The 25,665-nt window shown below is 58.9% G+C and carries 25 protein-coding genes; 18 read left to right on the top strand and 7 right to left on the bottom strand.

Going from position 1 to position 25,665, the window contains the following annotated elements:
* Positions 1-23 precede the first annotated feature (23 nt).
* Positions 24-779, top strand: coding sequence for a DNA repair protein RadC (gene radC, locus NOR97_RS15665; protein ID WP_152459563.1), 756 nt, complete (start codon positions 24-26; stop codon positions 777-779).
* A 3-nt stretch (positions 780-782) separates the two neighbouring features.
* Here radC and NOR97_RS15670 read toward each other — a convergent pair whose 3' ends face one another.
* The 3 genes from NOR97_RS15670 to secA all read right to left on the bottom strand — a co-directional run bounded on the left by NOR97_RS15670 (position 783) and on the right by secA (position 6,098).
* Positions 783-2,339: a phosphate ABC transporter substrate-binding/OmpA family protein gene (locus tag NOR97_RS15670; RefSeq protein ID WP_257599751.1), complete on the bottom strand. Its 1,557-nt coding sequence runs from the start codon at positions 2,337-2,339 to the stop codon at positions 783-785.
* A 24-nt stretch (positions 2,340-2,363) separates the two neighbouring features.
* Positions 2,364-3,281 carry a hypothetical protein gene (locus tag NOR97_RS15675; protein WP_170345781.1) on the bottom strand — a complete coding sequence of 306 codons (918 nt, stop codon included), beginning with the start codon at positions 3,279-3,281 and terminating at the stop codon, positions 2,364-2,366.
* A gap of 99 nt (positions 3,282-3,380) precedes the next feature.
* Positions 3,381-6,098 carry a preprotein translocase subunit SecA gene (secA, locus tag NOR97_RS15680; protein ID WP_257599757.1) on the bottom strand — a complete coding sequence of 906 codons (2,718 nt, stop codon included), beginning with the start codon at positions 6,096-6,098 and terminating at the stop codon, positions 3,381-3,383.
* A 176-nt stretch (positions 6,099-6,274) separates the two neighbouring features.
* Between secA and NOR97_RS15685 the strand changes: the two genes are divergently transcribed.
* From NOR97_RS15685 to NOR97_RS15755, 15 genes are all read left to right on the top strand, one after another.
* On the top strand, positions 6,275-7,123 hold the full coding sequence (locus NOR97_RS15685) for a peptidylprolyl isomerase (protein ID WP_170345779.1): 849 nt from the start codon (positions 6,275-6,277) through the stop codon (positions 7,121-7,123).
* Positions 7,124-7,129: 6 nt separating this feature from the next.
* A complete protein-coding gene (gene argJ / locus NOR97_RS15690; protein ID WP_257599758.1) occupies positions 7,130-8,356 on the top strand; it encodes a bifunctional glutamate N-acetyltransferase/amino-acid acetyltransferase ArgJ in 1,227 nt (408 codons plus the stop codon).
* Positions 8,353-8,751, top strand: coding sequence for an 8-oxo-dGTP diphosphatase MutT (gene mutT / locus NOR97_RS15695; RefSeq protein ID WP_058275090.1), 399 nt, complete (start codon positions 8,353-8,355; stop codon positions 8,749-8,751). Before argJ ends, mutT begins: the two co-directional genes overlap by 4 nt.
* Positions 8,752-8,924: 173 nt before the next feature.
* The gene (locus NOR97_RS15700; RefSeq protein WP_257600888.1) at positions 8,925-10,868 is read left to right on the top strand and encodes an AMP-binding protein; all 1,944 of its coding nucleotides are present in this window, start codon (positions 8,925-8,927) and stop codon (positions 10,866-10,868) included.
* The gene (locus tag NOR97_RS15705; RefSeq protein WP_257599759.1) at positions 10,865-11,128 is read left to right on the top strand and encodes a hypothetical protein; all 264 of its coding nucleotides are present in this window, start codon (positions 10,865-10,867) and stop codon (positions 11,126-11,128) included. Before NOR97_RS15700 ends, NOR97_RS15705 begins: the two co-directional genes overlap by 4 nt.
* The gene (locus NOR97_RS15710; RefSeq protein ID WP_171635456.1) at positions 11,118-11,936 is read left to right on the top strand and encodes an ABC transporter ATP-binding protein; all 819 of its coding nucleotides are present in this window, start codon (positions 11,118-11,120) and stop codon (positions 11,934-11,936) included. The genes NOR97_RS15705 and NOR97_RS15710 overlap by 11 nt, the downstream gene beginning before the upstream one ends.
* A complete protein-coding gene (locus NOR97_RS15715; RefSeq protein WP_257599760.1) occupies positions 11,929-12,510 on the top strand; it encodes a hypothetical protein in 582 nt (193 codons plus the stop codon). Before NOR97_RS15710 ends, NOR97_RS15715 begins: the two co-directional genes overlap by 8 nt.
* 11 nt (positions 12,511-12,521) lie before the next feature.
* The gene (locus tag NOR97_RS15720) at positions 12,522-13,508 is read left to right on the top strand and encodes a branched-chain amino acid ABC transporter permease (RefSeq protein ID WP_257599761.1); all 987 of its coding nucleotides are present in this window, start codon (positions 12,522-12,524) and stop codon (positions 13,506-13,508) included.
* Positions 13,509-13,511: 3 nt separating this feature from the next.
* The gene (locus tag NOR97_RS15725; protein WP_170345775.1) at positions 13,512-13,769 is read left to right on the top strand and encodes a hypothetical protein; all 258 of its coding nucleotides are present in this window, start codon (positions 13,512-13,514) and stop codon (positions 13,767-13,769) included.
* 3 nt (positions 13,770-13,772) lie between these two features.
* On the top strand, positions 13,773-14,849 hold the full coding sequence (locus NOR97_RS15730) for a branched-chain amino acid ABC transporter permease (RefSeq protein WP_257599762.1): 1,077 nt from the start codon (positions 13,773-13,775) through the stop codon (positions 14,847-14,849).
* 74 nt (positions 14,850-14,923) lie between these two features.
* The gene (locus NOR97_RS15735; protein ID WP_257599763.1) at positions 14,924-16,207 is read left to right on the top strand and encodes an ABC transporter substrate-binding protein; all 1,284 of its coding nucleotides are present in this window, start codon (positions 14,924-14,926) and stop codon (positions 16,205-16,207) included.
* Positions 16,208-16,316: 109 nt separating this feature from the next.
* The gene (locus NOR97_RS15740) at positions 16,317-17,150 is read left to right on the top strand and encodes an ABC transporter ATP-binding protein (protein ID WP_257599764.1); all 834 of its coding nucleotides are present in this window, start codon (positions 16,317-16,319) and stop codon (positions 17,148-17,150) included.
* Between the two features lie 19 nt (positions 17,151-17,169).
* Positions 17,170-18,387, top strand: a complete 1,218-nt coding sequence (locus tag NOR97_RS15745; protein WP_257599765.1) for a phenylacetate--CoA ligase family protein — start codon at positions 17,170-17,172, stop codon at positions 18,385-18,387.
* Positions 18,388-18,509: 122 nt separating this feature from the next.
* Positions 18,510-20,174 (top strand): iron ABC transporter permease, encoded by a 1,665-nt coding sequence (locus tag NOR97_RS15750; protein WP_170345771.1) that lies wholly within the window; start codon positions 18,510-18,512, stop codon positions 20,172-20,174.
* Between the two features lie 73 nt (positions 20,175-20,247).
* Positions 20,248-20,598: a DUF2794 domain-containing protein gene (locus NOR97_RS15755; RefSeq protein ID WP_117871396.1), complete on the top strand. Its 351-nt coding sequence runs from the start codon at positions 20,248-20,250 to the stop codon at positions 20,596-20,598.
* Here NOR97_RS15755 and NOR97_RS15760 read toward each other — a convergent pair.
* The 3 genes from NOR97_RS15760 to NOR97_RS15770 all read right to left on the bottom strand — a co-directional run bounded on the left by NOR97_RS15760 (position 20,595) and on the right by NOR97_RS15770 (position 23,164).
* Positions 20,595-21,332 carry a C40 family peptidase gene (locus tag NOR97_RS15760; RefSeq protein ID WP_257599766.1) on the bottom strand — a complete coding sequence of 246 codons (738 nt, stop codon included), beginning with the start codon at positions 21,330-21,332 and terminating at the stop codon, positions 20,595-20,597. The genes NOR97_RS15755 and NOR97_RS15760 overlap by 4 nt on opposite strands.
* Positions 21,329-22,711 carry a M17 family metallopeptidase gene (locus NOR97_RS15765; protein WP_257599767.1) on the bottom strand — a complete coding sequence of 461 codons (1,383 nt, stop codon included), beginning with the start codon at positions 22,709-22,711 and terminating at the stop codon, positions 21,329-21,331. The genes NOR97_RS15760 and NOR97_RS15765 overlap by 4 nt, the downstream gene beginning before the upstream one ends.
* A gap of 63 nt (positions 22,712-22,774) precedes the next feature.
* Positions 22,775-23,164 carry a hypothetical protein gene (locus tag NOR97_RS15770; RefSeq protein ID WP_170345768.1) on the bottom strand — a complete coding sequence of 130 codons (390 nt, stop codon included), beginning with the start codon at positions 23,162-23,164 and terminating at the stop codon, positions 22,775-22,777.
* A gap of 144 nt (positions 23,165-23,308) precedes the next feature.
* Here NOR97_RS15770 and NOR97_RS15775 point away from each other — a divergent pair, with 144 nt between their 5' ends.
* On the top strand, positions 23,309-23,959 hold the full coding sequence (locus tag NOR97_RS15775; RefSeq protein ID WP_257599768.1) for a carbonic anhydrase: 651 nt from the start codon (positions 23,309-23,311) through the stop codon (positions 23,957-23,959).
* Positions 23,960-24,060: 101 nt separating this feature from the next.
* Positions 24,061-24,597, top strand: coding sequence for an SRPBCC family protein (locus NOR97_RS15780; protein ID WP_257599769.1), 537 nt, complete (start codon positions 24,061-24,063; stop codon positions 24,595-24,597).
* A gap of 47 nt (positions 24,598-24,644) precedes the next feature.
* On the opposite strand, the gene NOR97_RS15785 is transcribed toward NOR97_RS15780, so the two are convergent.
* Positions 24,645-25,562: an endonuclease/exonuclease/phosphatase family protein gene (locus NOR97_RS15785; protein ID WP_257599770.1), complete on the bottom strand. Its 918-nt coding sequence runs from the start codon at positions 25,560-25,562 to the stop codon at positions 24,645-24,647.
* Positions 25,563-25,665 lie beyond the last annotated feature (103 nt).

The following is a 25,665-nucleotide window of genomic DNA, read 5'->3' on the forward strand; positions in this document are numbered from 1 at the left end:
CGATTCTGGGTCAGGGTGAGCCCATGACACAGGACGCCTTTGCCGAAGCCCCGATGCTGTTTGATACGGACGAAGCGCCGGCGCAGCCGCTGCCCTCTGGTCGGCTACCCTCCTACATAAAAGACCACCGCAAGCGGCTGCGCGAACGGTTCATGACCGGCGGGTCGGCGGCGATGCCGGATTACGAACTGCTGGAGCTGGTTCTGTTCCGGTCCATTCCCCGGCAGGATGTGAAGCCACTGGCGCGGGCGTTGATGGACACTTTTGGTGATTTCAATCGTGTCCTGACCGCGCCCGAGGAACGACTGCGCCAGATCAAGGGCGTTGGCGATACCGTCGTTACCGACCTGAAAATTCTTGAGGCCTGCGCCCATCGGATGGCCCGCGCCCGGGTGATGCAGCGGCATGTGATCTCGGGCTGGGATGCGCTGCTGGATTATTGTCACACCACGATGGCACATCGTGAGATCGAACAGTTTCGCGTGTTCTATCTGGACCGCAAGAACGTAATGATCGCGGATGAGGAACAGGCCAAGGGCACCGTGGATCACGTGCCGGTTTACCCGCGCGAGGTTGCCAAACGAGCGCTGGAACTGAATGCCTCGGCCCTGATTCTGGTGCACAACCACCCGTCGGGTGATCCGACGCCCTCGCAATCGGATATCGACATGACAAACCGTATTCAGGATGCCTGTTCGGCGTTGGGCCTGACCCTTCACGACCACCTGATCATTGGAAAATCGACCGAGTTGAGCTTTCGCTCCGAAGGGTATCTGTGACCTTCACTGCACCCAGATTTCAACCCGGCGGTTGACCTTGCGGCCCCATTCGGTGTCGTCACAGGCCATCGGCATTGCTTCGCCAAACCCTTCCGCGACCACCTCGATACTGTCTGATATCGATGTCTCGGCCGCAGCCAGTACCGCGTTTCGTACGGTCTGTGCACGCCGCAAGGCAATGCGGGCGTTGGTGGCGGCCCCGCCATCCCCGTCGCTGAAGCCGGCAAACACCAGCTTGCCTGCCTTCAGTGTTCCGGCGTCAAGCATATGTGCCAGTTGCTGAATATTGGAGCGTGACTGCGCATCAGGTCGGGATGATCCGGGCTCGAACCGAACCGACAGGGACAGGCGCGACAGCGGGCGCAGCGTTTCGATCATGCGCTGAAGCTCGTCCAGCCCAACTTCGGGCCCACCGGTGGCGATGGCATTGGCAAGCCGGTCGCCTTGTACGCCAACCGGCAAGGTTTCAGGCGACTGATCCACATAACCTGCGTCACGAATGGCCATCTGGGCCCCGGGGCTTAGACTAAAGGCCAGAAACTGCCGTGCGATCCGTGGCAGGCGGCGTTCGGGCAGATACAGGAACATCGGCAGATTCAGCGGATAATCTTCGGTCTTGATCGATTGACGGGTTGCGGCCAGCGGATGCCCACACCCTCCGGTCAACGGCAGGGCGCGGGTATCGCCGGCTGTCGCCTTGCTGGCGATTCCGATGGAAAACGGGTCTTTGGCCACGGCCTTGGTCAGGTCGTTTGTTCGAATATGACGAATTGCGGTATCGGTCAGTTCCACACCAGCGGTCTTCAATACCTGATCCTCGACAGCCTGCGCCAGCCCCGAACCCGGATCCGGCACATGCAAGGCGATCGGAGCATCCGGCCCGCCCAGGTCCACCCAGTTCTTCACTTCACCTGACAGAATGCGCGCCAAATCGGCCAGCGAAATCTGACGCATCACACTATCGGGCGCCACCACCGGAACCATGGCGTCCAATGCAACAACCCTGGATCGCCGGGCCCGTTTCAAATCACCCAGCCCCGCGGCTTCGGCTGCATCCCGCTCTGCCTCGCGTACTTCGCGCAGGGCCATCACGATATCTGTCTGGTCTTCGATCAGCTTGGCGAACCCACGATCCGTGGTCCCGACGTCAAAGTAGAACCGCGCCAACGGGGCGTCACGGCCTGACTGAAAAAGTTCATAGACGAAGGTGTCCGAATCCACGCGGGCAGGCGTTGCGGTCAGATCTTCCTGCCGCGCAAACCCGATGATCAGGGCGGGCAGGACCGTTTCGGCCATGACAGACGATCCGGAAAACCACAACTCGGCTACGAAATCCGTCAGGCTGGGGCACGCAGGTCCGTCGCAGGTGACGCCCGAGCCATCAACGGTCAACTCACCGAACTGCGTATCGACGCGGTAGAATTCGCCGTCAAAGCCCAGCAGGTTGCCTGTTACTTCGACCTTGCCGTCATGAGACGTCAGCGTGATGTCCTGCGCCATTGCACAGGTCGCACCTGCAACGGTAAACAGCGCGGTCACAGCCGCACGAAAGAAAGTCATAAGAGAGTCGAGCCTGCCTGCGGATTACTTTGCCGCAATTGTCAGGTCTGAGAGCAGATTATTCAACACCAGAAACTCACCGGCCTGCGAACAATCCGGAAGGGTCAGGGACATGTCGCGCGACCGCAGGCGGCTATCTGACAGAAGTTCCAGCGCCTGCACATTCAGCGTTTGCCCGCAGTTGGATTCGGTTACTTCGGCTTCGACCGTCAGGTCGATGGTGCCGGACCGGCCCGACGCGCCTGTCGGAAAAGAATAGACTTCGATATTCTTGGCACTGCCCAGACCCGTCTGGCCCAGGCGCAGAACCTCTCCTGCGCCATTTGCCGAGGACTCATCCCACACATGGCCGCTGCTGCCATAGCTTGCCCCGAATTCCAGCGCGTGAATCTGCAACTCGGTATCACCCTGCCATTGCAGGACGACGCGGTCATATTCGGCAATGTCGGTCACGTGAGTGGTGGCGACCGTACCGGTTTCATCTTCGAATGAAATCAGGAAAATCGCGTATTCCGACAGTGCCGGGATGGTCATGCCCAAGGCACCGTAACCGTCAGTGTTCTGGCTGACCGTCAGGCCGCTGTGATGAATTTCAACGCGTTCGTTTCGGTGGCAGGGTGCCCGCAGCGACAGTTGTGCCATTGCGCCGGGGACGGCGACGGCGCGCGCGCTGATGTTGCAATCCGTCGTTTTCGGGGCTGACGGCACCGCGCGGGGTTCGGGCGCTGCCGCCCCGGAATCTGCGTCAGACGCCGGAGCCGAAGTCAGTACGATAGCATCCAACCCCGACAAAACCGAAGATTGCTGAGATGCCGAGGCAACATCAACACTATCCCCCGCGTTCGCCGGCTGCGCGGTTGGTCCGTTCTGCATCAGGTAGCCTATGCCCAAAGCACAAGCGACCGTGCCGCACATGGTCACGTAGTTTCGAACTACAAACAAGACACCCTCCCCAGTTGAAGGAGCAAATCGCACATTCGCCACGAATCGCGGCCAATTTGTGGCCGCGAGACGAACACATTGTGGATTCGGCGGGTGACGTTAGGTCAGTCGGCCATGGCAGTGTTTGAACTTCTTGCCCGAGCCACACGGGCACGGATCATTTCGCGACGGGTTGCCCCAGGTCAATGGATCGCTTTCGTCGAACCCCGGAAGCGCATCACCCGAGGCCGCAGCCTCGGCCTTGGCTTCGGCCTGTTTCGCGGCCTTGTCCACGGCCTCCTGCGCCTGAGCCTGCTGCCCTGCCATCTGCGCCAGCATTTCTTTCTGTTCTTCTTCGGTCAGCGGACGTACGCGTGACAATTGCTGTGTCACGGTCTCGCGCAGGGAATCCAGCATGCTTTCGAACAGCTGGAAGCTTTCGTTCTTGTATTCGTTCAGCGGATCGCGCTGGGCATAACCGCGGAACCCAACGACCGAGCGCAGATGTTCCAGTGTCAGCAGATGCTCGCGCCATTTGCTGTCGATGGTCTGAAGCAGAACCTGCTTTTCGATGTTGCGCATGTTTTCAGGGCCAAAGGCGACGGCCTTCTGCGCCATCATCTCATCCGCAGCTTTGATCAGACGTTCGCGCACCTGCTCGTCATCCACGCCTTCTTCGGCGGCCCAGTCCTGAACCGGGACGTCCATGTTCAGCTTGTCCTTTATCGCCTCATGCAGGCCCTCGGTATCCCACTGATCCGCATAGGATTTCGGCGGCATGTATTCGTCAATCAGGTCGTCAATCACCTGTTCGCGCATATCCGAGACGATCTCGGACAGGTCGTTCGCAGACATGATTTCGCGGCGCTGGCTGAAGATCACCTTCCGCTGGTCGTTCATCACGTCGTCGAACTTCAGAACGTTCTTGCGCATGTCAAAGTTGCGGCCTTCGACCTTGGATTGCGCGCGTTCCAGCGATTTGTTCACCCAGGGGTGAATGATCGCTTCGCCTTCCTTCATGCCCAGCGTGGTCAATACCTTGTCCAGCCGTTCCGAGCCGAAGATGCGCATCAGGTCATCCTCGAGGCTCAGGTAAAACACCGTTCGGCCCGGATCGCCCTGACGGCCGGAACGACCCCGCAGCTGGTTGTCGATTCGACGGCTTTCGTGGCGTTCCGACGCCATAACGTAAAGGCCGCCAGCAGCCAGAACCTTTTCTTTTTCTTCGGCGTGGCGTGCTTCTTCGGCGGCCCGCAGTTCAGACGGATCCGCGTCTGGATTCTCGGCAATCGCTTTCATCACCTTCATATCTACATTGCCGCCAAGCTGAATGTCGGTGCCGCGACCGGCCATGTTGGTGGCGATGGTTACTGCACCCAGACGACCGGCATCAGCAACGATCTGTGCCTCTTGTTCGTGCTGGCGGGCGTTCAGAACGTTGTGCTTGATACCTTCCTTGGTCAGCATCTGGCTGAGCAGTTCGGATTTTTCGATCGACGTGGTCCCCAGCAGAACCGGCTGGCCCTTTTCCTGCGCCTTTTTCGTCTCGGCGATCATCGCGTTGTATTTTTCGGCGGCCGTACGATAGACCTGATCATCTTCGTCGATACGGGCAATCGGCAGATTGGTCGGAACTTCGACCACGCCCAGACCGTAGATCTCGGCAAATTCTTCGGCTTCGGTCAGCGCGGTGCCGGTCATGCCGCTCAGTTTGTCATACAGGCGGAAATAGTTCTGGAATGTCACGCTGGCCAATGTGACGTTTTCCGGCTGGATCTGAACCTTTTCCTTGGCTTCGATCGCCTGATGCAGACCTTCGGACAGGCGACGGCCCGGCATCATGCGGCCGGTGAATTCATCGATCAGAACGACATTGCCGTCGCGCACGATGTAATCCTTGTCGCGCTGGAACAGCTTGTGTGCACGCAGCGCCTGATTGACGTGATGCACGACGGTGGTGCTTTCCGGATCATACAGGGAATGGCCTTCGGGAATCAGGCCGGCCTGAAGCAACTGTGCCTCAAGAAATTCGTTGCCTTCATCGGTGAAGGTCACATTGCGCGATTTTTCGTCCAGGGTGTAATGATCTTCGCTCAGCGTCGGGATCAGGGCATCAATCGCGGTGTACAGGTCAGACCGATCCTGCGCAGGACCCGAGATGATCAGCGGCGTCCGCGCTTCATCGATCAGGATCGAGTCGACCTCGTCCACGATCGCAAAGTTGTGATGTTTCTGGTAAACCTGCTCCAGATCCGCCTTCATGTTGTCGCGCAGATAGTCGAAGCCCAGCTCATTGTTGGTGGCATACGTGATGTCACAGGAATACGCGGCCAGTTTTTCCGCATCGGGCTGGCCGGACCAGATCACGCCGGTGGTCATGCCCACGGCCGCAAAAACCTTGCCCATCCATTCCGCGTCACGCTTGGCCAGGTATTCGTTCACCGTGACGACGTGCACGCCTTTGCCGGTCAGCGCGTTCAGATAAGCCGGGAAGGTGGCGACCAGAGTCTTGCCTTCGCCCGTCTTCATTTCCGCGATGTTGCCCTGATGCAGGAAAATGCCGCCCATCAGCTGCACGTCAAAGGCCCGCAGGCCAAGTGCGCGCTTGGCGCCTTCGCGTACGTTGGCAAAGGCCTCGGGCAGCAGGTCGTCCAGGCTTTCGCCATCCAGTGCGCGCTTGCGCAGGTCTTCGGTCTTGTCGATCAGACCTTGATCTGAAAGCTTTTCAAACTCTGGTTCCAGCGCATTGATCTTTTCGACCAGAGGGCGGGTCGCCTTGATCTTGCGGTCGTTCGGTGTTCCGAACACCTTTTTGGCGAGCGTTCCGAGTCCCAGCATGTTCACTCCAGAGGATCTGTTCTTTTCGTGGTTGCGACAGGCTTGCCCACCTTGCGCGCAACCCATAGATACGGGGGGTGAAAGGCGGCCCTGTCCAAGGCTTCAAAGCGATGTAAGCGGCAGGTTCCAGAGTGTCAACGCCGCGCCCTGTCGCGGCAAGAAAATAGGATGATTCAATGCCCAAAGGTCTCACTTTTCTGCCATCGCTGGCCCTGGCCGCCGTGATGGCCCTGCCGCTGGCCGCCGAAAACCAGCCGGATGCGTCGACCGTTGTCGCTCGGGTAAACGGGGATGAGATCACATTGGGTCACGTGATCGCCACCGTCGCTTCTCTGCCACCGCAATATCAGCAGGCGGAAGACGACGTGCTGTTCGACTTCGTTCTGGAACAGCTGATCCAGCAGCAATTGCTGGGACAGCAACAGGATGGCCTGAACAAGCGGAACGCGCTGACACTCGACAATGAAAAGCGGTCGCTTCAGGCGGTTCAGACGGTCGCGGCCCTGACCAGCGATGTTGTTACCGACGAAGCCATTCAGGCCGCTTACGATGCGCGTTTCAATGAATTTGCGGGTGAAGACGAATTCGACGCCAGCCATATTCTGGTGGAATCGGAAGAAGAAGCCAAAGCGCTCAAGGCACAGCTTGATGATGGTGCCGATTTTGCGGAACTCGCCCGCGAGAACTCGACCGGTCCGTCCGGCCCGAATGGTGGCGCGCTGGGATGGTTCGGAAAAGGCCAGATGGTACCCGAATTCGAGGCGGCAGTGATCGCGCTGGAAAAAGGGCAGGTGTCGGATCCGGTGCAAACTCAATTTGGCTGGCATCTGGTCAAGCTGAACGACAAGCGCAAAACCGAAGCCCCCGAACTGGACGCGGTGCGCGATGAGCTGGCGCAATCCATTCAGCAAGAGGCCATTCAGGCGCGGATCGACGAGTTGACCCAGCAGGCACAGATCGAACGCCCCGCGCTGGAAGGCGCAGGCCCCGAGATCATGCGCCAGCTGGACCTGATTCAGGAGTAAAGACCCGTGGCCACGATCACAAAGGTTTCGCCGCTGGCGCCCGCGTCTTTCCCTGAACTGCCTGCGATTGACGGTGTGCGTTTTGCCACCGTCGAAGCGGGTGTGCGCTATCAGGGCCGCACGGATGTCATGCTGGCTGTTCTTGATCCGGGCACGTCGGTGGCGGGCGTCTTCACCCGCTCGGCCACCCGTGCGGCACCGGTTCTGGATTGTCAGGAGAAAATCGGCGGCCCCAGCGACGGACCCGCGGCGATCCTTGTGAACTCGGGCAACGCCAACGCCTTTACCGGGCATTACGGCCGGACATCGGTTGCCGAGGTGACGCAGGCTGTCTCCAAGGCGACCGGTGTGCCGGTCGAGCGGGTCTTTACCTCATCCACCGGAGTCATCGGTGAACCGCTGCCGCATGATCGCATCATCTCGAAGCTTGAGGCGTTGAAATCCGGCCTCAGCCGCCATGCAATCGAAGACGCCGCGCGGGCGATCATGACGACGGACACGTTCCCGAAAGGGGCGAGCGCACAGGTCGAAATCGGCGGCAAAACAGTCTCTATTGCAGGGATTGCGAAGGGGTCTGGCATGATCGCGCCAGACATGGCGACGATGCTGGTCTATATCTTCACCGACGCTCAGGTCGAGCAATCCGCGTTGCAGGAAATGCTGAGCGCCCAGACAGACCGCACTTTCAACTGCATCACTGTGGACAGCGACACTTCGACCTCCGACAGCCTTCTTCTCTGCGCGACCGGAGCCTCGGGCGTCGATGCCACCGGCAACGCCGCTTTCGCAGAGGCGCTTGAAACGGTGATGCTGGACCTCGCGCAACAAGTGGTGCGCGACGGCGAAGGCGCCACCAAATTCGTGGAAATCCGCGTGACCGGTGCCGCTTCGGATTCGGATGCCAAGGTGCATGGTCTGTCCATCGCCAACTCGCCCTTGGTCAAGACCGCGATCGCGGGCGAGGACCCGAACTGGGGCCGCATTGTCATGGCGATCGGCAAATCCGGCGCCGCCGCCGACCGTGACCTGCTGAGCATTTCCTTCGGAGATATCCTGGTGGCGGAAAAAGGCTGGGTCAGCCCGGATTATCGCGAGGAAGACGCCGCCGCCTATATGAAAGGTCAGGACCTCGTGATTGCGGTCGATCTGGGGCTGGGCGAGGGGAAATCCACCGTCTGGACCTGCGATCTGACTCACGGGTATATCGAGATCAACGCGGATTATCGCTCGTGAAGACCTTACTGGTATCTGCTGTCGCCCTGATCGACATCGAGGGCCGCGTGTTGCTGGCCCAACGCCCCGAAGGCAAATCCATGGCCGGGCTGTGGGAGTTCCCCGGCGGCAAGATCGAGCCGGGCGAAACCCCCGAGGCCGCCCTGATCCGCGAATTGCACGAGGAACTGGGCATCGACACCTGGGCATCCTGCCTTGCGCCGCTGACCTTCGCCAGCCACAGCTATGACGATTTCCACCTGCTGATGCCACTGTTTGCCTGCCGCAAATGGGAGGGCATCCCGCAGTCGAAAGAGGGTCAGGCGCTGAAATGGGTGCGGGCGAATGACTTGCGCAACTACCCGATGCCAGCGGCGGATGTGCCACTGATCCCGATTTTGCGGGATTGGTTGTAACAATTCGTAAGATTCCGGAAAACATCACGAAAAAGTTGACGCTGATCTTTCTCCTTGTCCTTAATCGGGGCAGCGGCGCGCGGGTCTGACCCGGCGGTGCCGTTCCGGCCCAAACTCGGGCCGGATGGGGAGGAGAGATAGAATTGGCTCAGACGCAGTCGGGCGCCGAGGGGATGCACTCCCTTCCGGCGCTGCTACATCGCAATGCGACGCAGTTCGGGGATGCCCCGGCTTACCGCGAAAAGGAATTCGGGATCTGGCAATGCTGGACCTGGGCGGAAACGGCCGCCGAGATCCGCGCGTTGGCGCTGGGATTTCTGGAGCTTGGCGTTGAAAAGGGTGACCACATCGCCGTGATTGGGCGCAACCGTCCGGCACATTACTGGTCAATGGTTGCGGCGCAGATGGTCGGTGCCGTTCCGGTGCCTCTCTATCAGGACGCGGTTGCCGAAGAGATGGCCTATGTGCTGGAACACTGCGGCGCGAAATATGTCGTCTGTGGCGATCAGGAGCAGGTCGACAAGGTCATCGAGATTCAGGAAAACCTGCATCAGGTCAAACACATCCTCTATACCGACAAGCGGGGGATGCGGAAATACGATCACAGCCAGATGAATGCCCTTGATGACATCAAGGCCGAGGGCAGCGCCGGTCATGCGCGTTTCGACGCCGAACTGGACAGGCGCATCGGTGAGATCACCTATGACGACACCTGCGTGATGCTCTATACCTCGGGCACCACGGGCAAGCCCAAGGGCGTGGTGCTGTCGAACCGCAACGTGATCGAAAGCGCCAGGAACTCGGCCGAGTTCGATCACCTGACCCGGAACGAAGACATCCTGTCCTATCTGCCGATGGCCTGGGTTGGTGATTTCATCTTTTCCATCGGTCAGGCTTACTGGTGCGGCTTCTGCGTGAACTGCCCCGAGAGCGCAGACACGATGATGACCGACCTGCGCGAGATCGGGCCGACCTATTTCTTCGCCCCGCCGCGGGTCTTCGAGACCCAGCTGACCAATGTGATGATCCGCATGCAGGATGCCAGCGCGCCCAAGCAGCGGATGTTCAACTTTTTCATGGACCACGCCAAGAAGGTGGGCGGGCGCATCCTGGATGGCCAACCCGTCGGCTTCATGGACCGCCTGAAATACGCGATCGGCAACATCCTGGTCTATGGGCCGCTCAAGGATACGCTGGGCTATGGCCGGATCCGCGTGGGTTACACCGCGGGCGAGGCGATCGGGCCCGAGATCTTCGAGTTCTACCGCTCGCTGGGGATCAACCTCAAACAGCTCTATGGCCAGACCGAGGCGACCGTGTTCATCACCGTCCAGCCCGACGGCGAGGTGCGGGCCGACACCGTTGGCGTCCCGGCCCCCGATGTCGAGCTGAAAATCGCCGACAATGGCGAGATCTACTATCGCTCGCCCGGCGTGTTCGTCGAGTATTACAAGAACCCGGACTCGACCGCATCAACCAAGGACCCTGAAGGCTGGGTGGCCACGGGCGACGCGGGGTTCATCGAGGAACGCTCGGGTCATCTGCGGATCATCGACCGCGCCAAGGACGTGGGCAAGATGGCAGACGGGTCGATGTTCGCGCCGAAATATGTCGAGAACAAGCTGAAGTTCTATCCGGATATTCTGGAGGCGGTGCTGTTCGGCAATGGCAAGGATCGCTGCGTGGCCTTCATCAATATCGATCTGACCGCGGTCGGCAACTGGGCCGAGCGCAACAACGTGGCCTATGCCTCGTATCAGGAACTGGCGGGACATCCGCGCGTGTTAGAGACGATCAAGGCCCATGTGGAAGAGGTGAACAAGTCGGTTGCCGCTGACGAGATGCTGTCGGGCTGTCAGGTGCACCGCTTTGTGGTTCTGCACAAGGAACTGGATGCCGACGATGGCGAGATGACCCGGACCCGAAAGGTGCGGCGCGGGTTTGTCGAGGACAAGTTCAGCGACATCATTGCCGCGCTTTATGACGGGTCCAAGACGGTTTCGACCACGACCGAGGTGACCTATGAGGATGGGCGCAAGGGGTCGATCTCGGCGACGCTGGAAATCGTCGATGCGCCGGTTGTTCCCGTCGCCCAACACAAGGTTGCCGCAGAATGAGTTTCATTTTGCCAATCTTGATTGTCGCTTTGTCGATGGGTGTTGGTGCCGGAGCGGTCGTCTATTTTTCCGAGCGAGTTTCGAACGCTTATTCCTACGTTTTCAGCGGGTTCATCGGCCTAATCGTGGGTATTCTGAGCGCCCTTGCCTATCCCGCGAAGGCTTTCGATGGCGGCGCAATCTACGCGTATGTCGGAGCGGGTGTGCTTAGCTGCCTTTTCCTGAACCGTATTGTGAAGTGGGCGAATGATGCTGGATAATTCCGAAGGATATGTCACCGAAGACGGTCGCAAGATCGGCGGTGTGGTGATGGAAATGAAGAACATCACCCTGCGCTTTGGTGGTGTGGTTGCGATCAAGGATATCTCGTTCGACATTCGTGAGGGTGAGATCCGTGCCATCATCGGGCCGAACGGCGCAGGTAAATCCTCGATGCTGAACGTGATCTCGGGCTTCTATGTTCCGCAAGAGGGCGAGGTCTGGTTTCATGGGTCAAAACGCCCGCCGATGCGGCCCTTTGAGGTGGCGCAGCAGGGGATTGCGCGGACGTTTCAGAATATCGCCTTGTTCGAAGGGATGAGCGTTCTGGACAACGTTATGACCGGGCGGCTGGGGTACATGAAGACCAATATCCTTCAGCAGGCACTGTGGAAGGGCAAGGCCGAGAAGGAAGAGACAGAAAACCGTGAAGCTGTCGAGAAGATCATCGACTTCCTTGAAATTCAGCACATCCGCAAGACGCCGGTGTCGCGCTTGCCCTATGGCCTGAAAAAGCGCGTCGAACTGGCCCGCGCGCTGGCGGCGGAGCCCAAGCTGTTGCTGCTGGACGAGCCGATGGCGGGCATGAACGTCGAAGAAAAAGAGGACATGAGCCGCTTTATCCTCGACGTGAATGACGAATTCGGCACCACCATCGCTCTGATCGAACACGACATGGGCGTTGTGATGGATCTGAGCGACCGGGTGGTCGTGATGGATTACGGCAAGAAGATCGGCGACGGCACACCCGATGAGGTGCGCAACAACCAAGAGGTTATCGACGCCTATCTGGGGGTCAGCCATGATTAACCTAAGACACAACACTGGTTTGACGTACAGTAGGTTCCGTCAATCTTGGATTTCTCGCCCACAATCGGCTGGTTTTTTTGTTGCCCTTTTGGTGCTGATGTCCCTTGCGATACCGGTGCAATCAGCGCAACTGACGGAACAGATTAACTCTGTTACAGAACGATGCATGAAGACTGTCCTAGAGGTGGGCGGATACAGAGGCTTCCGAGGGGCTGAGTTTTTAGGGATTTTGGACGACGGCGTGCATGTGGCTGAGGGCGATATCGACGTCTTTTTGCGTCTTCGCACAAAAGAAATTAGGCGCCGCAGTGATCAATGTAGTTTCGAAGCAGAAGATGTGACCGAACGAGAGTTTGGTATGCACGCTGCATCTTTGTCTCAAGTTGCAGAACATCTTGGGCTATCGCGTGTCAGACCCGCTACGACTACCAATTTCACCTATGCGGGTTGCATTGAAGACGACATCAAAGGTCCAACAAGTTTAGAAATCAAAACAGTTTATCTTCGAAAATCGAAAGTCACACTCTTTCGTGTGGAATCCTCTTTCGGTGGATTCTCCAACTGCGGTAATTGAGGAGCGCCGACATGCCTGAACAACTCGTATTTGCGATGGAGGTCATCCTCAACGGTCTGATGGCCGGGGTGCTCTATGCGCTGGTCGCGCTGGGCTTTGTACTGATCTACAAGGCGTCTGGGATTTTCAATTATGCCCAAGGGGTTATGGCCCTGTTCGCGGCGATGACGCTGGTCGGGATCATGAACGGGCAGGTGCCGTTTGCGCATCTGATCAACGCGACTTTCGGCACCCATATCCACTATTTCGGGTGGAATGTGCCCGCGTTGCTGGCGATCATTCTGACGATGGGTGTGATGGTATTGCTGGCCTGGTGTGTGCAGCGGTTCGTCATGCGACATCTGGTTGGGCAGGAGCCAATCATCCTGTTCATGGCGACCATCGGTCTGGCGTACTTCCTTGAAGGCGTCGCCGACCTGATGTGGGGGTCCGAGATCAAGACGCTGGATGTGGGCCTGCCGCAGGGTATCAACCTGTGGATCGATGAGACGACGTTCAACATCTTCGGCTATGGCTTCTTCATCGACAATCTGGACATCGTGGCGACGGTCATTGCGGCGCTGTTGGTGGCCGCTCTGGTGGCGTTCAGCCAGTACACCAAGCAGGGCCGGGCCATGCGCGCGGTGGCGGATGACCATCAGGCGGCGCTGTCGGTGGGCATATCGCTCAACTTCATCTGGGTCATGGTCTGGTCGGTGGCCGGGTTCGTCGCTCTGGTCGCAGGCATCATGTGGGGCACCAAATCGGGCGTGCAGTTTTCACTGTCTCTGATCGCGCTCAAGGCGCTGCCGGTGCTGATGCTGGGCGGGTTCACCTCGATCCCCGGTGCAATCGTGGGCGGCCTGATCATCGGCGTGGGGGAAAAGCTGTTCGAATTCGCAATCGGACCGATGGTCGGTGGCGCAACCGAGAACTGGTTTGCCTATGTGCTGGCGCTGATCTTCCTTGTGTTCAGGCCGCAAGGCCTGTTCGGAGAAAAGATCATCGAGAGGGTGTAGGGCATGACCAAGCTGATCGCCATCATCAACGTGATCGCATGGGCGGGGTTCTGGGCCTTTGGCTACATCGCCCTCACATCAGACGATCTGACCGAAGGCCAACTGACGATTGCAGCGATCCTAGCCTTTGCAGGGCTGATCATGGGGGTTCTGGCCTACCTGAAACTGGTGCGCGCCTCGGAGGCGAGCGGATATGCCAAAGGGTCCAATCAACTGGATGCCGAAGCCCGGAACCGGGCACAGGAACAATGGGGAAAGTAAGACATGTTCTATCGTGAGGCCGGAGATTTCAAAACCTCCTACGTGGATGACAGCCAGACTTTCCCGATCAAGTTCGATCGGTATCGGTACTATGTCGTCCTTGCCGTAGCGTTCGGGATCATTCCGTTCATCATCAACGACTATTGGGCCAATGCACTTCTGCTGCCTTTCCTGATCTATGCCATTGCGGCAATCGGTTTGAACATTCTGGTGGGGTATTGCGGGCAGGTCAGCCTGGGTACCGGGGGGTTCATGGCCGTTGGGGCCTATGCCTGCTACAAGCTGATGACCGCTTTCCCGGATGTCAGCATGTTTATTCACGTGTTGCTGGCCGGCGGGATAACGGCCATCGTCGGTGTGCTGTTCGGCTTGCCATCCTTGCGGATCAAGGGGTTCTACCTTGCGGTGGCGACGCTGGCGGCGCAGTTCTTTCTGGTCTGGCTGTTCAACCGGGTGCCGTGGTTCTACAACTATTCGGCCTCGGGGCAGATCAACGCGCCGGAACGGGATGTGTTCGGCATCATCATCACTGGTCCGAATGCATCGGCCTGGGCCACCTATCTGTTCTGTCTTATTTTCCTGACCTTCTGCGCCATCGTTGCACGCAACTTGACGCGCGGTACGACAGGGCGGACATGGATGGCGATCCGCGACATGGACATCGCCGCCGAGATCATCGGGGTGAACCCGCTCAAGGCGAAACTGACCGCCTTTGCCGTAAGCTCGTTCTTCGTGGGCATCGCGGGCGCGCTGTTCTTCGCGGTCTATCTGGGCGCGGTCGAGGTTGGCGAGGTGTTCGGCATCCAGAAATCGTTCCTGGTGCTGTTCATGGTCATTATCGGCGGATTAGGGTCTATTTTCGGATCCTTTGCCGGAGCCGCCTTCCTGGTGTTGCTGCCGGTTGTTCTGAAACTTGTCGGCGTCGATTTGCTGGGCTGGCCCACTGACATCGTCGCGCACCTCAACCTGGTGATCGTGGGTGCGCTGATCATCATGTTCCTGATCCTCGAACCACACGGTCTGGCGCAGCTGTGGCGTGTGGCGAAAGAGAAACTCAGACTCTGGCCGTTCCCGCACTAAGGGGCAGGCCCAAGGAAAAGACGGGTGCGAAGCCCGAAACTCAACATCGGATCAATCAAGGGAGGACACACCCGATGAACAAGAAACTGGCAACCCTGGCGCTGGGCGCCGTGATGGCCGCAGGTCCGGTCATGGCCGACCTGGTGTTCCCATCGCTCAGCTACCGGACTGGCCCATACGCAGCGGGCGGTATTCCGTTTGCGGATGGCTATGCAGACTATTTCACCCTGCTGAACGAACGGGATGGCGGTATCGGTGGCGTTCCGGCCAAGGTTATCGAGTGCGAAACCGGCTATAACACCGAAAAAGGTGTGGAATGCTATGAATCCACCAAGGGTGAAGGCGCGCTGGTCTATCAGCCTCTGTCAACCGGCATCACCTATCAGCTGATCCCGAAAGTAACGGCAGACGGTATCCCGCTTCACACGATGGGTTATGGCCGGACCTCGGCTGCCAACGGCAAGGTGTTCAGCCATGTGTTCAACTATCCGGCCAACTATTGGAACGGTGCATCCGGCGCGATCAACCATCTGCTGGATGAAAATGGCGGAGATCTGAGCGGCAAGAAGATTGCGCTGGTCTATCACAACTCTGCCTACGGCAAAGAGCCGATCCGTACGCTTGAAACCCTGGCCGAAAAGCATGGCTATGAACTGACCCTGCTGCCCGTTGACCATCCCGGTCAGGAGCAAAAGTCGCAGTGGTTGCAGATCCGCCGTGAAAAGCCTGACTATGTCATCATGTGGGGCTGGGGTGTCATGAACCAGGTTGCGGTTCAGGAAGCCGCCAACATCCGCTTCCCGATGGAAAACTTCATCGGTGTCTGGTGGTCGGGCGCGGAATTCGACGTTGAGCCGGCAGGTGAAAAAGCCAATGGCTATAAGGCGTTGACCTTCACAGGCCTGGGTATGGACTATCCGGTATATGACGATCTGAAGAAGTACGTTGTGGATGCGGGCAAAGCCGCGGGCGCAGGTGATCAGCTGGGAACGGTTCAGTACAACCGCGGTCTGTATGCCGCGATGCTGGCCGCCGAAGCCGTGAAGACCGCGCAGGAGATGCACGGAACCGCCGACATCGACGCATCGATGATGCGTGACGGAATGGAAGCGCTGGAGATCACCAATGCCAAGATGGAAGGTCTGGGCATGGCAGGTTTTGGACCCGAATTCTCGGTAAGCTGTGAAAACCATGGCGGCCCCGGCCTTGTGGGCGTCGTTCAGTGGGATGCGGCAGCAGGAACCTGGAACCCGGTTCAGGATTTCAAACCGACCGATGTCGAGGTGATCAGTGCGCTGATCGAAGAAGACTCGGGCGCATATGCGGCTGAAAACAACATCACACCGCGTTGTGAATGATAAACCCATCGCACCGGACATTCCGGGGCGGTGCAGACAACCGGAGCGGCGGTTTGCCGCCGCTCCTCACGAACAGTCCCGAAGGGGACAGGCATGAGGACACGCGCTGATGCTGGATGCGGCACAAACCACTGACGTGCAGGCGGAAACCCTGCTTGAGGTCAACAATATTGAAGTGATCTACAACCATGTGATCCTCGTGCTGAAGGGCGTAAGCCTGACTGTGCCCAAGGGCGGTATCACGGCCTTGCTGGGGGGCAATGGCGCGGGCAAGACGACCACGCTCAAGGCAGTGTCGAACCTGCTGCATTCGGAACGCGGCGAGGTCACGAAAGGCACGATCAAGTATCGTGGCCAGAACGTACACGAAAGCGACCCCGCCGTTTTGGTGGAAAAAGGCGTGATTCAGGTGATGGAAGGCCGTCATTGTTTCGAACACCTGACGGTCGAAGAAAACCTGCTGACGGGTGCCTATACCCGCAAGGACGGCAGTGCGGCGATCCAGCGGGATCTGGAACTGGTCTACAATTACTTTCCCCGCCTGAAAGAACGCCGCCGCTCGCAGGCCGGCTATACGTCGGGTGGAGAGCAGCAGATGGTTGCCATGGGCCGGGCATTGATGTCGCGCCCCGAGACGATCCTGCTGGACGAACCTTCGATGGGGCTCGCGCCGCAGTTGGTCGAAGAGATTTTCGGCATCGTGAAGGACCTCAACGAGAAAGAGGGCGTGTCCTTCCTGTTGGCCGAGCAGAACACAAACGTCGCCCTGCGGTTTGCGCATTACGGGTACATTCTGGAATCCGGGCGCGTTGTGATGGATGGCCCGGCCGCCGAACTGCGCGAGAACCCGGATGTCAAGGAATTCTACCTTGGTATGTCTGACGAAGGCCGCAAAAGCTTTCGCGACGTGCGGTCCTATCGCCGCCGCAAGAGGTGGCTGTGAGCGGATGGAGGATATGGCGATGACCTTTTTCGACGCACTCGAAACACGCTCGGCGGACGAACGCGCTTCGGATCAGGCCGCAGCGCTGGTAGAGCAGATCAAGCGTGCGGCTTCGGCCCCCGGGTTTGCTGCACATTTTTCTGAATCAGACACTAAAAAGGTGGTTTCGGCAGATGATTTGCCGATGTTGCCGGTGCTGCGCAAATCGGACCTGATCCGCGCGCAGGCAGAGCGCCCCCCTTTTGGTGGGTTCACCGTGAAGCCCGCGCGCCACTTCCATCACGTGTTCCAGTCCCCCGGGCCGATCTATGAACCGGGCAGTACCGATCACGACTGGTGGCGCATGGGCCGGTTCCTGCATGCCGCTGGTGTTGCAGCTGGTGATATCGTCCAGAACTGCTTTGGCTATCACCTGACACCGGCAGGCATGATCTTTGAAAACGGTGCCCGCGCTGTTGGTGCTGCCGTTCTGCCGGCGGGAACCGGGCAGACCGAATTGCAGGTGACAGCCGCGCGTGACGTTGGTTGCACCGCCTATGCGGGCACGCCTGATTATCTGAAAGTCATCCTGGACAAGGCCGACGAGATGGGCGTTTCGCTGAATTTCTCCAAGGCCGCCGTTGGTGGTGGTGCTCTGTTCCCGTCCCTGCGTCAGGAATATGCGGATCGCGGTATTTCGTGCCTGCAATGCTATGCGACGGCGGATCTGGGTAACATCGCCTATGAAAGCGCTGCGATGGAGGGGATGATCATCGACGAACACGTGATCGTCGAAATCGTGACGCCCGGAACCGGTACACCGGTAGCGCCGGGCGAAGTGGGCGAGGTTGTCGTGACCTCTCTCAACCCGGATTACCCGTTGATCCGCTTTGCGACCGGAGATCTTTCGGCCGTCATGCCGGGTGTCTCACCCTGTGGCCGGACCAATACCCGGATCAAAGGCTGGATGGGGCGCGCCGACCAGACCACCAAGATCAAGGGGATGTTCGTACGCCCGGAACAGGTAGCGGCCCTGGTCGACAAACACGAGGAAATCGTCAAAGCCCGCGTTATCGCAGCCCGTCAGGGTGAGATGGACACGATGACAGTCCGGATTGAAAGCCCGCGCGGTGACGACCCGGCATACGCCAAGTCGGTGGCCGAGGTGTTGAAGCTGAAGGGCGCGATCGAGGTCGTGGCCCCCGGATCCCTTCCCCGGGACGGGGTGGTGATCGAGGATCAGCGCGTCTACGAATAATGGCCTTTTTCAAGTCTGCGGCAGTTTGCGCCGCAGATTTGTTGACCGATGCACTGGTGTTTCCGAGCTTTTTGGTCGATTAAAGGCGGACCCTTCGCCTTTGCCAATCACAAGCCGGGATGATGGCCGAAATCGAGTTTTCACAGAATGGATCGCGCAATCGAGGTGTGCGTGGTACCCGACTGCTGGCGGGGATCGCCTATGTCGTGGCTGCCGCGTGTCTGTTGCCCATGATCGCCGTGGTCCTGGCGGCTGTGACCGGGGGAACGGACACGATTTCGCACCTGATGGAGACGGTGCTGCCCGGCTATATCGTGACGACCCTGATTCTGGTGGTGTTGGTCGCGGCGGGCACGTTCAGTATCGGCACCGGGGCGGCCTGGCTGGTAACGATGACCCGTTTTCCCGGAGTGCGGTTTCTAGAGATCGCACTGGTCCTTCCGCTGGCCTTTCCGGCCTATGTTCTTGCCTATGCCTACACCTTCATTCTGGATCACCCAGGCATCGTTCAAAGCACGCTGCGTGATGTAACCGGTTGGGGCCCGCGCGACTACTGGTTCCCGGAAATCCGCTCGACCGAGGGTGCGGCGGTCATGTTGATCCTGGTGCTTTACCCTTATGTCTATCTTCTTGCGCGGGCTGCGTTCCTGCAACAAAGCGCAACCGCGTTCCTGGCGGCGCGGGCGCTGGGCAACAATCCATGGCTGGCGTTTCGGCGCGTGTCACTGCCAATGGCGCGGCCTGCCATTGCAGGCGGCGTTCTGCTGGCCGTCATGGAGACCATCGCTGATTTCGGAACCGTGTCGTATTTCGGCGTGCAGACCTTTGCCACCGGGATCTACACAAGCTGGTTTTCCATGGCCGACCGAGCGGCGGCTGCACAACTTGCGCTGTGCCTGCTGGTCTTTGCCCTGATCATGGCCGTGGCCGAGCGCACCCAACGCGGCAAGGCAAAATACTATCAGGCCGGGAAACAGCATGTGGCGCAACCGGCGGCAAATCTGACGGGCCTGCGGGCCTGTGGCGCATTCCTGCTTTGCGCGATACCTGTTCTTTTCGGATTTTTGCTGCCCGTCATCATTTTGGTCGAGATGGGCCTGGAATCCGAACAGAACCTGCTGTCGCAGCGCTATATCGATTTCATTCAGAATTCTCTGATCCTTGCTGGTACGGCGGCGGTCATCACCGTTTTTGCGGCGATCAGCGTCGGGTTCTTTCAACGCCTGAGACCGGGGCGCGCCTCGTCTGCGACCGCCTATATGGCGCGTCTGGGATATGCCGTGCCCGGTGGTGTCATCGCGGTTGGTTTGATCGTCCCCTTCGCGAGCTTTGACAACGCGCTGGATGTGTGGATGCGGCAGACCTTCGACGTGTCCACGGGGCTGTTGGTTACAGGTTCGATCTGGCTGCTGGTCGCTGCCTACATGGTGCGGTTCCTGGCTGCTGCGCTCAGCGCTTATGAGGGTGGCCAAAGCACGGTGCACGCCAATATGGATGCCGCAGCCCGCTCACTTGGTCAGACGCCGTTGGGAACACTGCGGCGTGTTCACCTGCCCATTCTGACCCCGTCTCTGTTGACGGCTCTGCTGATCGTGTTCGTTGACGTGATGAAGGAGCTTCCGGCCACGCTGATCATGCGCCCGTTCAATTTCGACACGTTGGCGGTGCAGGCATATCGATTGGCCTCGGACGAGAGATTGGAGGGCGCAGCTGTGCCTTCGCTGGTCATTCTGGCCGTAGGTCTGCTGCCTGTAATCCTGATCTGCCGTCAGGTCGGCCGACGGTAACACTTGTGTCGTAATTGTAAGACAACAGCGCATCAGGCTTGATTCAAACACGAATTCCGGCAAGGCTGAAGGTATGAATATGCAGCCTCCCAGCCGGTTCTCGGCAAGCGCAGCGCAGATGCCCGTGGCTTTCGACCGGCATGAGATGTCTCAAATCCTATCCGTTTACGGTCGGATGGTCGCCGCCGGGGAATGGCGCGACTATGGTATTTCCAACCTGCGCGACATGGCGGTGTTCTCGATCTTCCGGCGCACCGCGGAACACCCGATCTACCGAGTCGAAAAGCATCCGCGCCTGCGGTCGAGACAGGGAATGTATTCCGTCATAGGTATGGATGGCCGCATCCTGAAGCGCGGCCATGATCTGCGAGCAGTCCTGCGGGTATTGGAGCGCAAGCTGATCCGGGCCGTAAACCCGGATTAGAGCCTTTTGTGGGCTGTCACAGGCCCGTCACCCTGATCCATTATGCGGTGGATCGCCTGATCCATTGGCTCGAATACCACCGCCATATGGCCGGCGTTCGCATGCAGCAACATGTTGTCGCCCGAAACCCAGGCCACATGCCCTTTCCAGAACAACAGATCACCCCGTTGCGCAGGGGTCCCTTCGATCACGGTATTGCCCAAAGCGCGCTCCTGATCGCCGCTGTCGCCGGGGCAAGGCAGGCCGCAAGCCAAAAGCCCTGCCTGCACCAACCCGGAACAATCGATGCCGAACCGGCTGTTGCCGCCCCATAAATAGGGTGTGCCCAGAAACAGCTTGGCCACTTCGACCGGGTCGTCAGGCTTTGCGGTCATCGGCGCCGTGTGTACCTTTGGGATATACCCCAATTCGGTTTCAACAAACCGGTCCGTCTCGGTCCTGGCTTGGATTCTGCTTCCGAAACTCAGCGACACCAGATCGCGGCTTTTGAAATCCGCTTCCTGGTAGGCATGCGTTGCAGGCGCCGTGATCCAATGGGTCGCAGGCGTATCCGCCGTCAGCTGATCCGTTCGCAACCAGCCGGTATACCCGTCTTTGTCTGCGATGACCCTGTTCCACCCTGACTTTGTTTCCTCGATCCGAACCGTATCACCGAACAACAATTGCCGGTCGCGTGGTCCGTCTGGGCTGCGCAGCAAATCGACAACGGGTGCGGATATGCGGTGGCGTGTCACAGTCCCAATATCTCTGGCAAGGCCGCCAAAACGGCACGTGGCCCCTGACCCAGACCGCCCTTGGTGCGACCGGGCTCTTTACTGGGCTGCCAGGAATAGATGTCGAAATGGATGTAGCGTTGTGCGCCGACGAACCTGCGCAGAAACAGGGCGGCTGTGATCGACCCGGCAAACCCGCCCGACGGCGCGTTATCCAGATCGGCGATACCGGGTTCAATCATCGCTTCATACGGCGTGTGGAACGGCATGCGCCAAACCGGATCAGCCGAAGCTTCTGCGGCATGCGACAGGGCAGACGCGCAGTGCTGATCATCGGTGTAGAACGGTGCCAGATCGGGGCCCACCGCCACACGGGCGGCCCCGGTCAGCGTCGCCATCGAGATCACCAGATCGGGCTCTCCTTCAGCCGCCAGCGCCAGCGCGTCAGCAAGCACCAGACGCCCTTCGGCATCCGTATTGTTGATCTCGACCGTCAGTCCCTTGCGAGAGGTCAGGATGTCCCCTGGGCGGAAGGCATTTCCGGCAAGCGCGTTTTCGACCGCCGGTATCAAGACCTTCAAATGCAGGGGTAAACCCAGCTGCATGATCATCCGCGCCAACCCCAACACATTGGCCGCGCCACCCATGTCTTTCTTCATCAGACCCATGGATGCGCCTGGTTTCAGGTTCAATCCGCCCGTATCGAAACATACACCTTTGCCGACCAGAGTCAGCTTGGGGCCGCTGCTGCCCCAGTTCAGCTCGATCAGCCGGGGGGCTTGTTCGGCGGCGCGTCCTACAGTGTGGATCATGGGAAAATTCTGATCCAGCAGGGCCTTGCCGATGATCACGCTGCACGCGGCACCGAATTCGCCGGCCAGAGCCTCGGCCGCCTGCTGCAACTGCTCAGGCCCCATATCCGAGGCCGGCGTATTCACCAGATCGCGGGTCAGAACTTCGGCATTGGCCATGGCTTCGATACGGTTGGCATCGACACCTTCGGGCGCAATCAACGCCGCGGTTCCAGCGGATTGAGACGCGTAGCGATCAAAGGCGTAGCCTGTCATCAACCAGCCCAAACACTCCATCTCCAGCCGATCGGCGGGAATGCCGGACACGATATGATAGGTTCCTTTAGGCAGCGTCATGGCTGCGGCGGCCAATGGGAACCTTTTTCGCGCGCGCTTGTCTTCTGTTCCATACCCGGCCAGCACAATTTCAACCGCGCCATGCGCGCCTGGCACCAGCAGGGTCTGCCCCATCGCACCTGTAAACCCGTTTGCGGCAACCCAGGCCCGGACGGTATCCGGCTGATCCTGCAACCAATTGTCCAAATCCGGCTGCGCAATCACATGAAGCGGTATGGACGGGTCAGAGGATGGGGCGAAGGACAGGGTCATGGGCGTCTCGGCTGATGGTTTCTGCGCACAGACTAGCCGCGCATGATCTGCCCGCAACCCCTGTCAGACGGAAAGGTCCTGCTGGTCCCAGACGGCGGTCAACGATCGTTCGCCCACGCGGATCAAACGCCCAAGCGTCGCGCCCGCCGCAACGGCGTCACCGGCATCGACGGTGTGGGCCACGTCACCCGCCACCCGGGCCAGGGCCGTCATCCCGATCTGTTCGGATATTGCGACCAGCGACCTGGCGCATTTGCGCAGGTCCGCCCATTCGCGCTGACGCCAGTAGCGTTCGCAGTTCGACAGGCGCACGGCAAGCTCTTCGACCGTGCGACACAGAACGTCCAGCGCGTTTTTGTCGCCAAGTTGCCGGTACAGCCCGCTCAGCTGATCCGAGTCCAGACGGACGGATTCCTTGTGTTCAAGCGTGATAATCTTTTCCACCACATTCACCCTAATTCAAACGCCCCCACGGCGCGGTCTTGATCCTGGCAGAAAATTCCTTTGCAAAACCTTGCAGGGAAACTGGATAATGGCTCGAATTTTCTTTGAATTCGGTTTAGATCATCCGTCAGCGACAAGAACGGGGACATTGAGATGGACTTTGCCAAACCTCTGCCGAGCTACCTTGTAAAACGGTATCACGGATGGAAGGCCACGACATATTCGGAAAACCAGGTCTGGTATCGCCGTCTTGCCGATGAAGGGCAACGCCCCCGTGCCATGGTCATATCCTGCTGCGACAGCCGGGTTCACGTCACATCCATGTTCGGCGCTGATCAGGGCGATTTCTTTATTCACCGCAATATCGCCAACCTGGTGCCGCCCTATGCTCCGGACGGGGACCACCATGGCACCAGCGCCGCCATCGAATATGCCGTAACGGCGCTCAAGGTCGCTCATTTGATCGTGCTGGGGCATTCGCAATGCGGCGGCGTGCAGGGCTGTATCGACATGTGCAAGGGGCAGGCGCCGCAGCTGGATGCCAAGGACAGTTTTGTTGGTCGCTGGATGGATATTCTCAAGCCGAAATACGAACTGGTCGCGGATATCGAAGACAGTGTCGAACAGGCACGACAGTTCGAACGTCAATCGGTCGTCGCATCACTGGAAAACCTGATGACCTTCCCCTTCGTCTCGTCAGCCGTTGATCAAGGCGCGCTGAGCTTGCACGGCTTGTGGACGGATATCGGTGCAGGCGGGCTTGAAAGCTATGACCCTTACCAAAAAAAGTTCGTCCCGGTCTGACGACAACACATCGGCAAATCCGAAACGATACAGATAGCGGCTCTGATTCAGGGCCGTTTTTGGTATACTTCACTCATTGCATCTGAAGATCGGAGCCTACCATGAAAGTCATCAAGCGCATCTTCGCAGGATTGGTCGTTTGCATTCTGGTTCTGGTCGCGGCTTCCTATCTGTTGCCAGGAAAGGCAGAAGTTTCGCGTAGCATTGCGATCGATGCGCCGCCAAAAGCCATCTTTCCTTACGTGAATTCGATGCAGGAAACCGAAAAGTGGTCTCCGTGGCTGCACCGCGATCCCGAAACCAAACTGACCTATTCCGGCCCTGTCGCCGGGGTCGGGAACACTCTGAACTGGGCGTCGGATCACCCGCAGGTCGGCACGGGATCACAGAAAATCGTCGAGAGCGTGGAAAACCAACGGGTCAGAACGGCGCTTGATTTTGGTCCGATGGGTACTGCCGCAGCGTCCTTCATCCTCGAGCCTGACGGGGCGGGAACCAGAGTGACCTGGGGGTTTGACTCGGATCTGGGTCTCAACCCTATCTCCCGCTGGATGGGGGTGATGATGGATACATGGGTGGGCGAGGACTATGAACGTGGTCTGACAAATCTGAAGGAACTGGTTGAAACCCAAGGCTAGGCCGCTTGTTTGTATGGAAGCATGCGGCGGTGTTCTTGACCGAAGTCCTAGCCCAGTCGAAACCGGGCAAGCTTTCCCAGGTGATCGGATCCCATGAAGGGGCGCAGTTCTACCGTTCCGGTTGTGCCTTTGGGGAACAAAAGGTTGTCTATCGGCAATGGGATTTTCCAACTGCCGAGGTTGTGGGTGTTCAGGACGGTTCCAAAGCTCTGGTTGTTTGCGGCCGCTCCGATCCGTCTGACGCTTTCGCCCCAAGGCACCATGTTGAAATCCCCGGCAATCAGAACCGGCCCTTCAAGTTGGCTGATGCGGTCGGCAATCACCTGGCTTTGCCTGGACTGGTCGTAAGGAAATGGCCAGTTCAGATGAACTGATACGACCCAGATCAAATCACCGCCGGGCGCTTTGACCTGTAACCCCACAAGCCCATAACCTTGCAGACAGAATTCGGAGTTCTCGACGATCGGCAAGGTCGTCAGGATAGCGACGTTTTGTTCAGGGCGGAATTCACAGATCGCCTTTTCGGGGTAATGCTCGAACAGGTTGCTCATGTACTTGCGATTGTGGCTGGAGACTTCCTGCAACGTCACGATCTGTGCATTGGACTCAATGATGTCTTCGGCCAGTGAATACCGGGGCCAGGCTTTGCTCATGAGGTTCTTCTGGTACAGCGTCAGGCAGGATCCGTTGCAATCGTCCGAGGGCGCGGCAACGCTGGCGGCGATGGATCCAATGGCCGCCCCGGCAAAGACCAAGGTGGTCAATGCAAGAAATCTGGCACGCATGAAAAGAAGTATCACGGCGCAGGCCAGAAGCAGAACACCAGCCTGAGGACGGAGCAGAGCGATTGAATCTCCTACGGCAAAGACCTGCCCCGTAAAGCCGATGACGATCAGTGCCATCAGAACGCATGTGCATCCGATGGTCAGGGACTTGGCAATCCTGCGTCTGGTCGAAATGTGCATGCCCTGCCTCTTCCGCCTTGCACCGGGCAGTATTTTTTCCGGACTTCCGGCATCCGCCACGAACAAGGTTCAGTTTTAGGTGGCAAGCGTGTCTGGTTTTGTC

The sequence above is a fragment of the Ruegeria sp. YS9 genome, assembly GCF_024628725.1.
Taxonomy (GTDB): domain Bacteria; phylum Pseudomonadota; class Alphaproteobacteria; order Rhodobacterales; family Rhodobacteraceae; genus Ruegeria; species Ruegeria atlantica_C.

What these genes read in the sequence shown, in the direction of transcription:
- NOR97_RS15725 (WP_170345775.1), top strand. Translation starts at nt 13,512, where the DNA reads ATGACCAAGCTGATCGCCATCATCAACGTGATCGCATGGGCGGGGTTC.
- NOR97_RS15740 (WP_257599764.1), top strand. Translation starts at nt 16,317, where the DNA reads ATGCTGGATGCGGCACAAACCACTGACGTGCAGGCGGAAACCCTGCTT.
- radC (WP_152459563.1), top strand. Translation starts at nt 24, where the DNA reads ATGACACAGGACGCCTTTGCCGAAGCCCCGATGCTGTTTGATACGGAC.
- NOR97_RS15720 (WP_257599761.1), top strand. Translation starts at nt 12,522, where the DNA reads ATGCCTGAACAACTCGTATTTGCGATGGAGGTCATCCTCAACGGTCTG.
- NOR97_RS15785 (WP_257599770.1), bottom strand. Translation starts at nt 25,562, where the DNA reads ATGCACATTTCGACCAGACGCAGGATTGCCAAGTCCCTGACCATCGGA.
- NOR97_RS15700 (WP_257600888.1), top strand. Translation starts at nt 8,925, where the DNA reads ATGCACTCCCTTCCGGCGCTGCTACATCGCAATGCGACGCAGTTCGGG.
- NOR97_RS15780 (WP_257599769.1), top strand. Translation starts at nt 24,061, where the DNA reads ATGAAAGTCATCAAGCGCATCTTCGCAGGATTGGTCGTTTGCATTCTG.
- NOR97_RS15670 (WP_257599751.1), bottom strand. Translation starts at nt 2,339, where the DNA reads ATGACTTTCTTTCGTGCGGCTGTGACCGCGCTGTTTACCGTTGCAGGT.
- secA (WP_257599757.1), bottom strand. Translation starts at nt 6,098, where the DNA reads ATGCTGGGACTCGGAACGCTCGCCAAAAAGGTGTTCGGAACACCGAAC.
- NOR97_RS15735 (WP_257599763.1), top strand. Translation starts at nt 14,924, where the DNA reads ATGAACAAGAAACTGGCAACCCTGGCGCTGGGCGCCGTGATGGCCGCA.
- NOR97_RS15705 (WP_257599759.1), top strand. Translation starts at nt 10,865, where the DNA reads ATGAGTTTCATTTTGCCAATCTTGATTGTCGCTTTGTCGATGGGTGTT.
- NOR97_RS15715 (WP_257599760.1), top strand. Translation starts at nt 11,929, where the DNA reads ATGATTAACCTAAGACACAACACTGGTTTGACGTACAGTAGGTTCCGT.
- NOR97_RS15750 (WP_170345771.1), top strand. Translation starts at nt 18,510, where the DNA reads ATGGCCGAAATCGAGTTTTCACAGAATGGATCGCGCAATCGAGGTGTG.
- NOR97_RS15730 (WP_257599762.1), top strand. Translation starts at nt 13,773, where the DNA reads ATGTTCTATCGTGAGGCCGGAGATTTCAAAACCTCCTACGTGGATGAC.
- NOR97_RS15765 (WP_257599767.1), bottom strand. Translation starts at nt 22,711, where the DNA reads ATGACCCTGTCCTTCGCCCCATCCTCTGACCCGTCCATACCGCTTCAT.
- NOR97_RS15710 (WP_171635456.1), top strand. Translation starts at nt 11,118, where the DNA reads ATGCTGGATAATTCCGAAGGATATGTCACCGAAGACGGTCGCAAGATC.
- NOR97_RS15685 (WP_170345779.1), top strand. Translation starts at nt 6,275, where the DNA reads ATGCCCAAAGGTCTCACTTTTCTGCCATCGCTGGCCCTGGCCGCCGTG.
- NOR97_RS15745 (WP_257599765.1), top strand. Translation starts at nt 17,170, where the DNA reads ATGACCTTTTTCGACGCACTCGAAACACGCTCGGCGGACGAACGCGCT.
- NOR97_RS15755 (WP_117871396.1), top strand. Translation starts at nt 20,248, where the DNA reads ATGAATATGCAGCCTCCCAGCCGGTTCTCGGCAAGCGCAGCGCAGATG.
- NOR97_RS15775 (WP_257599768.1), top strand. Translation starts at nt 23,309, where the DNA reads ATGGACTTTGCCAAACCTCTGCCGAGCTACCTTGTAAAACGGTATCAC.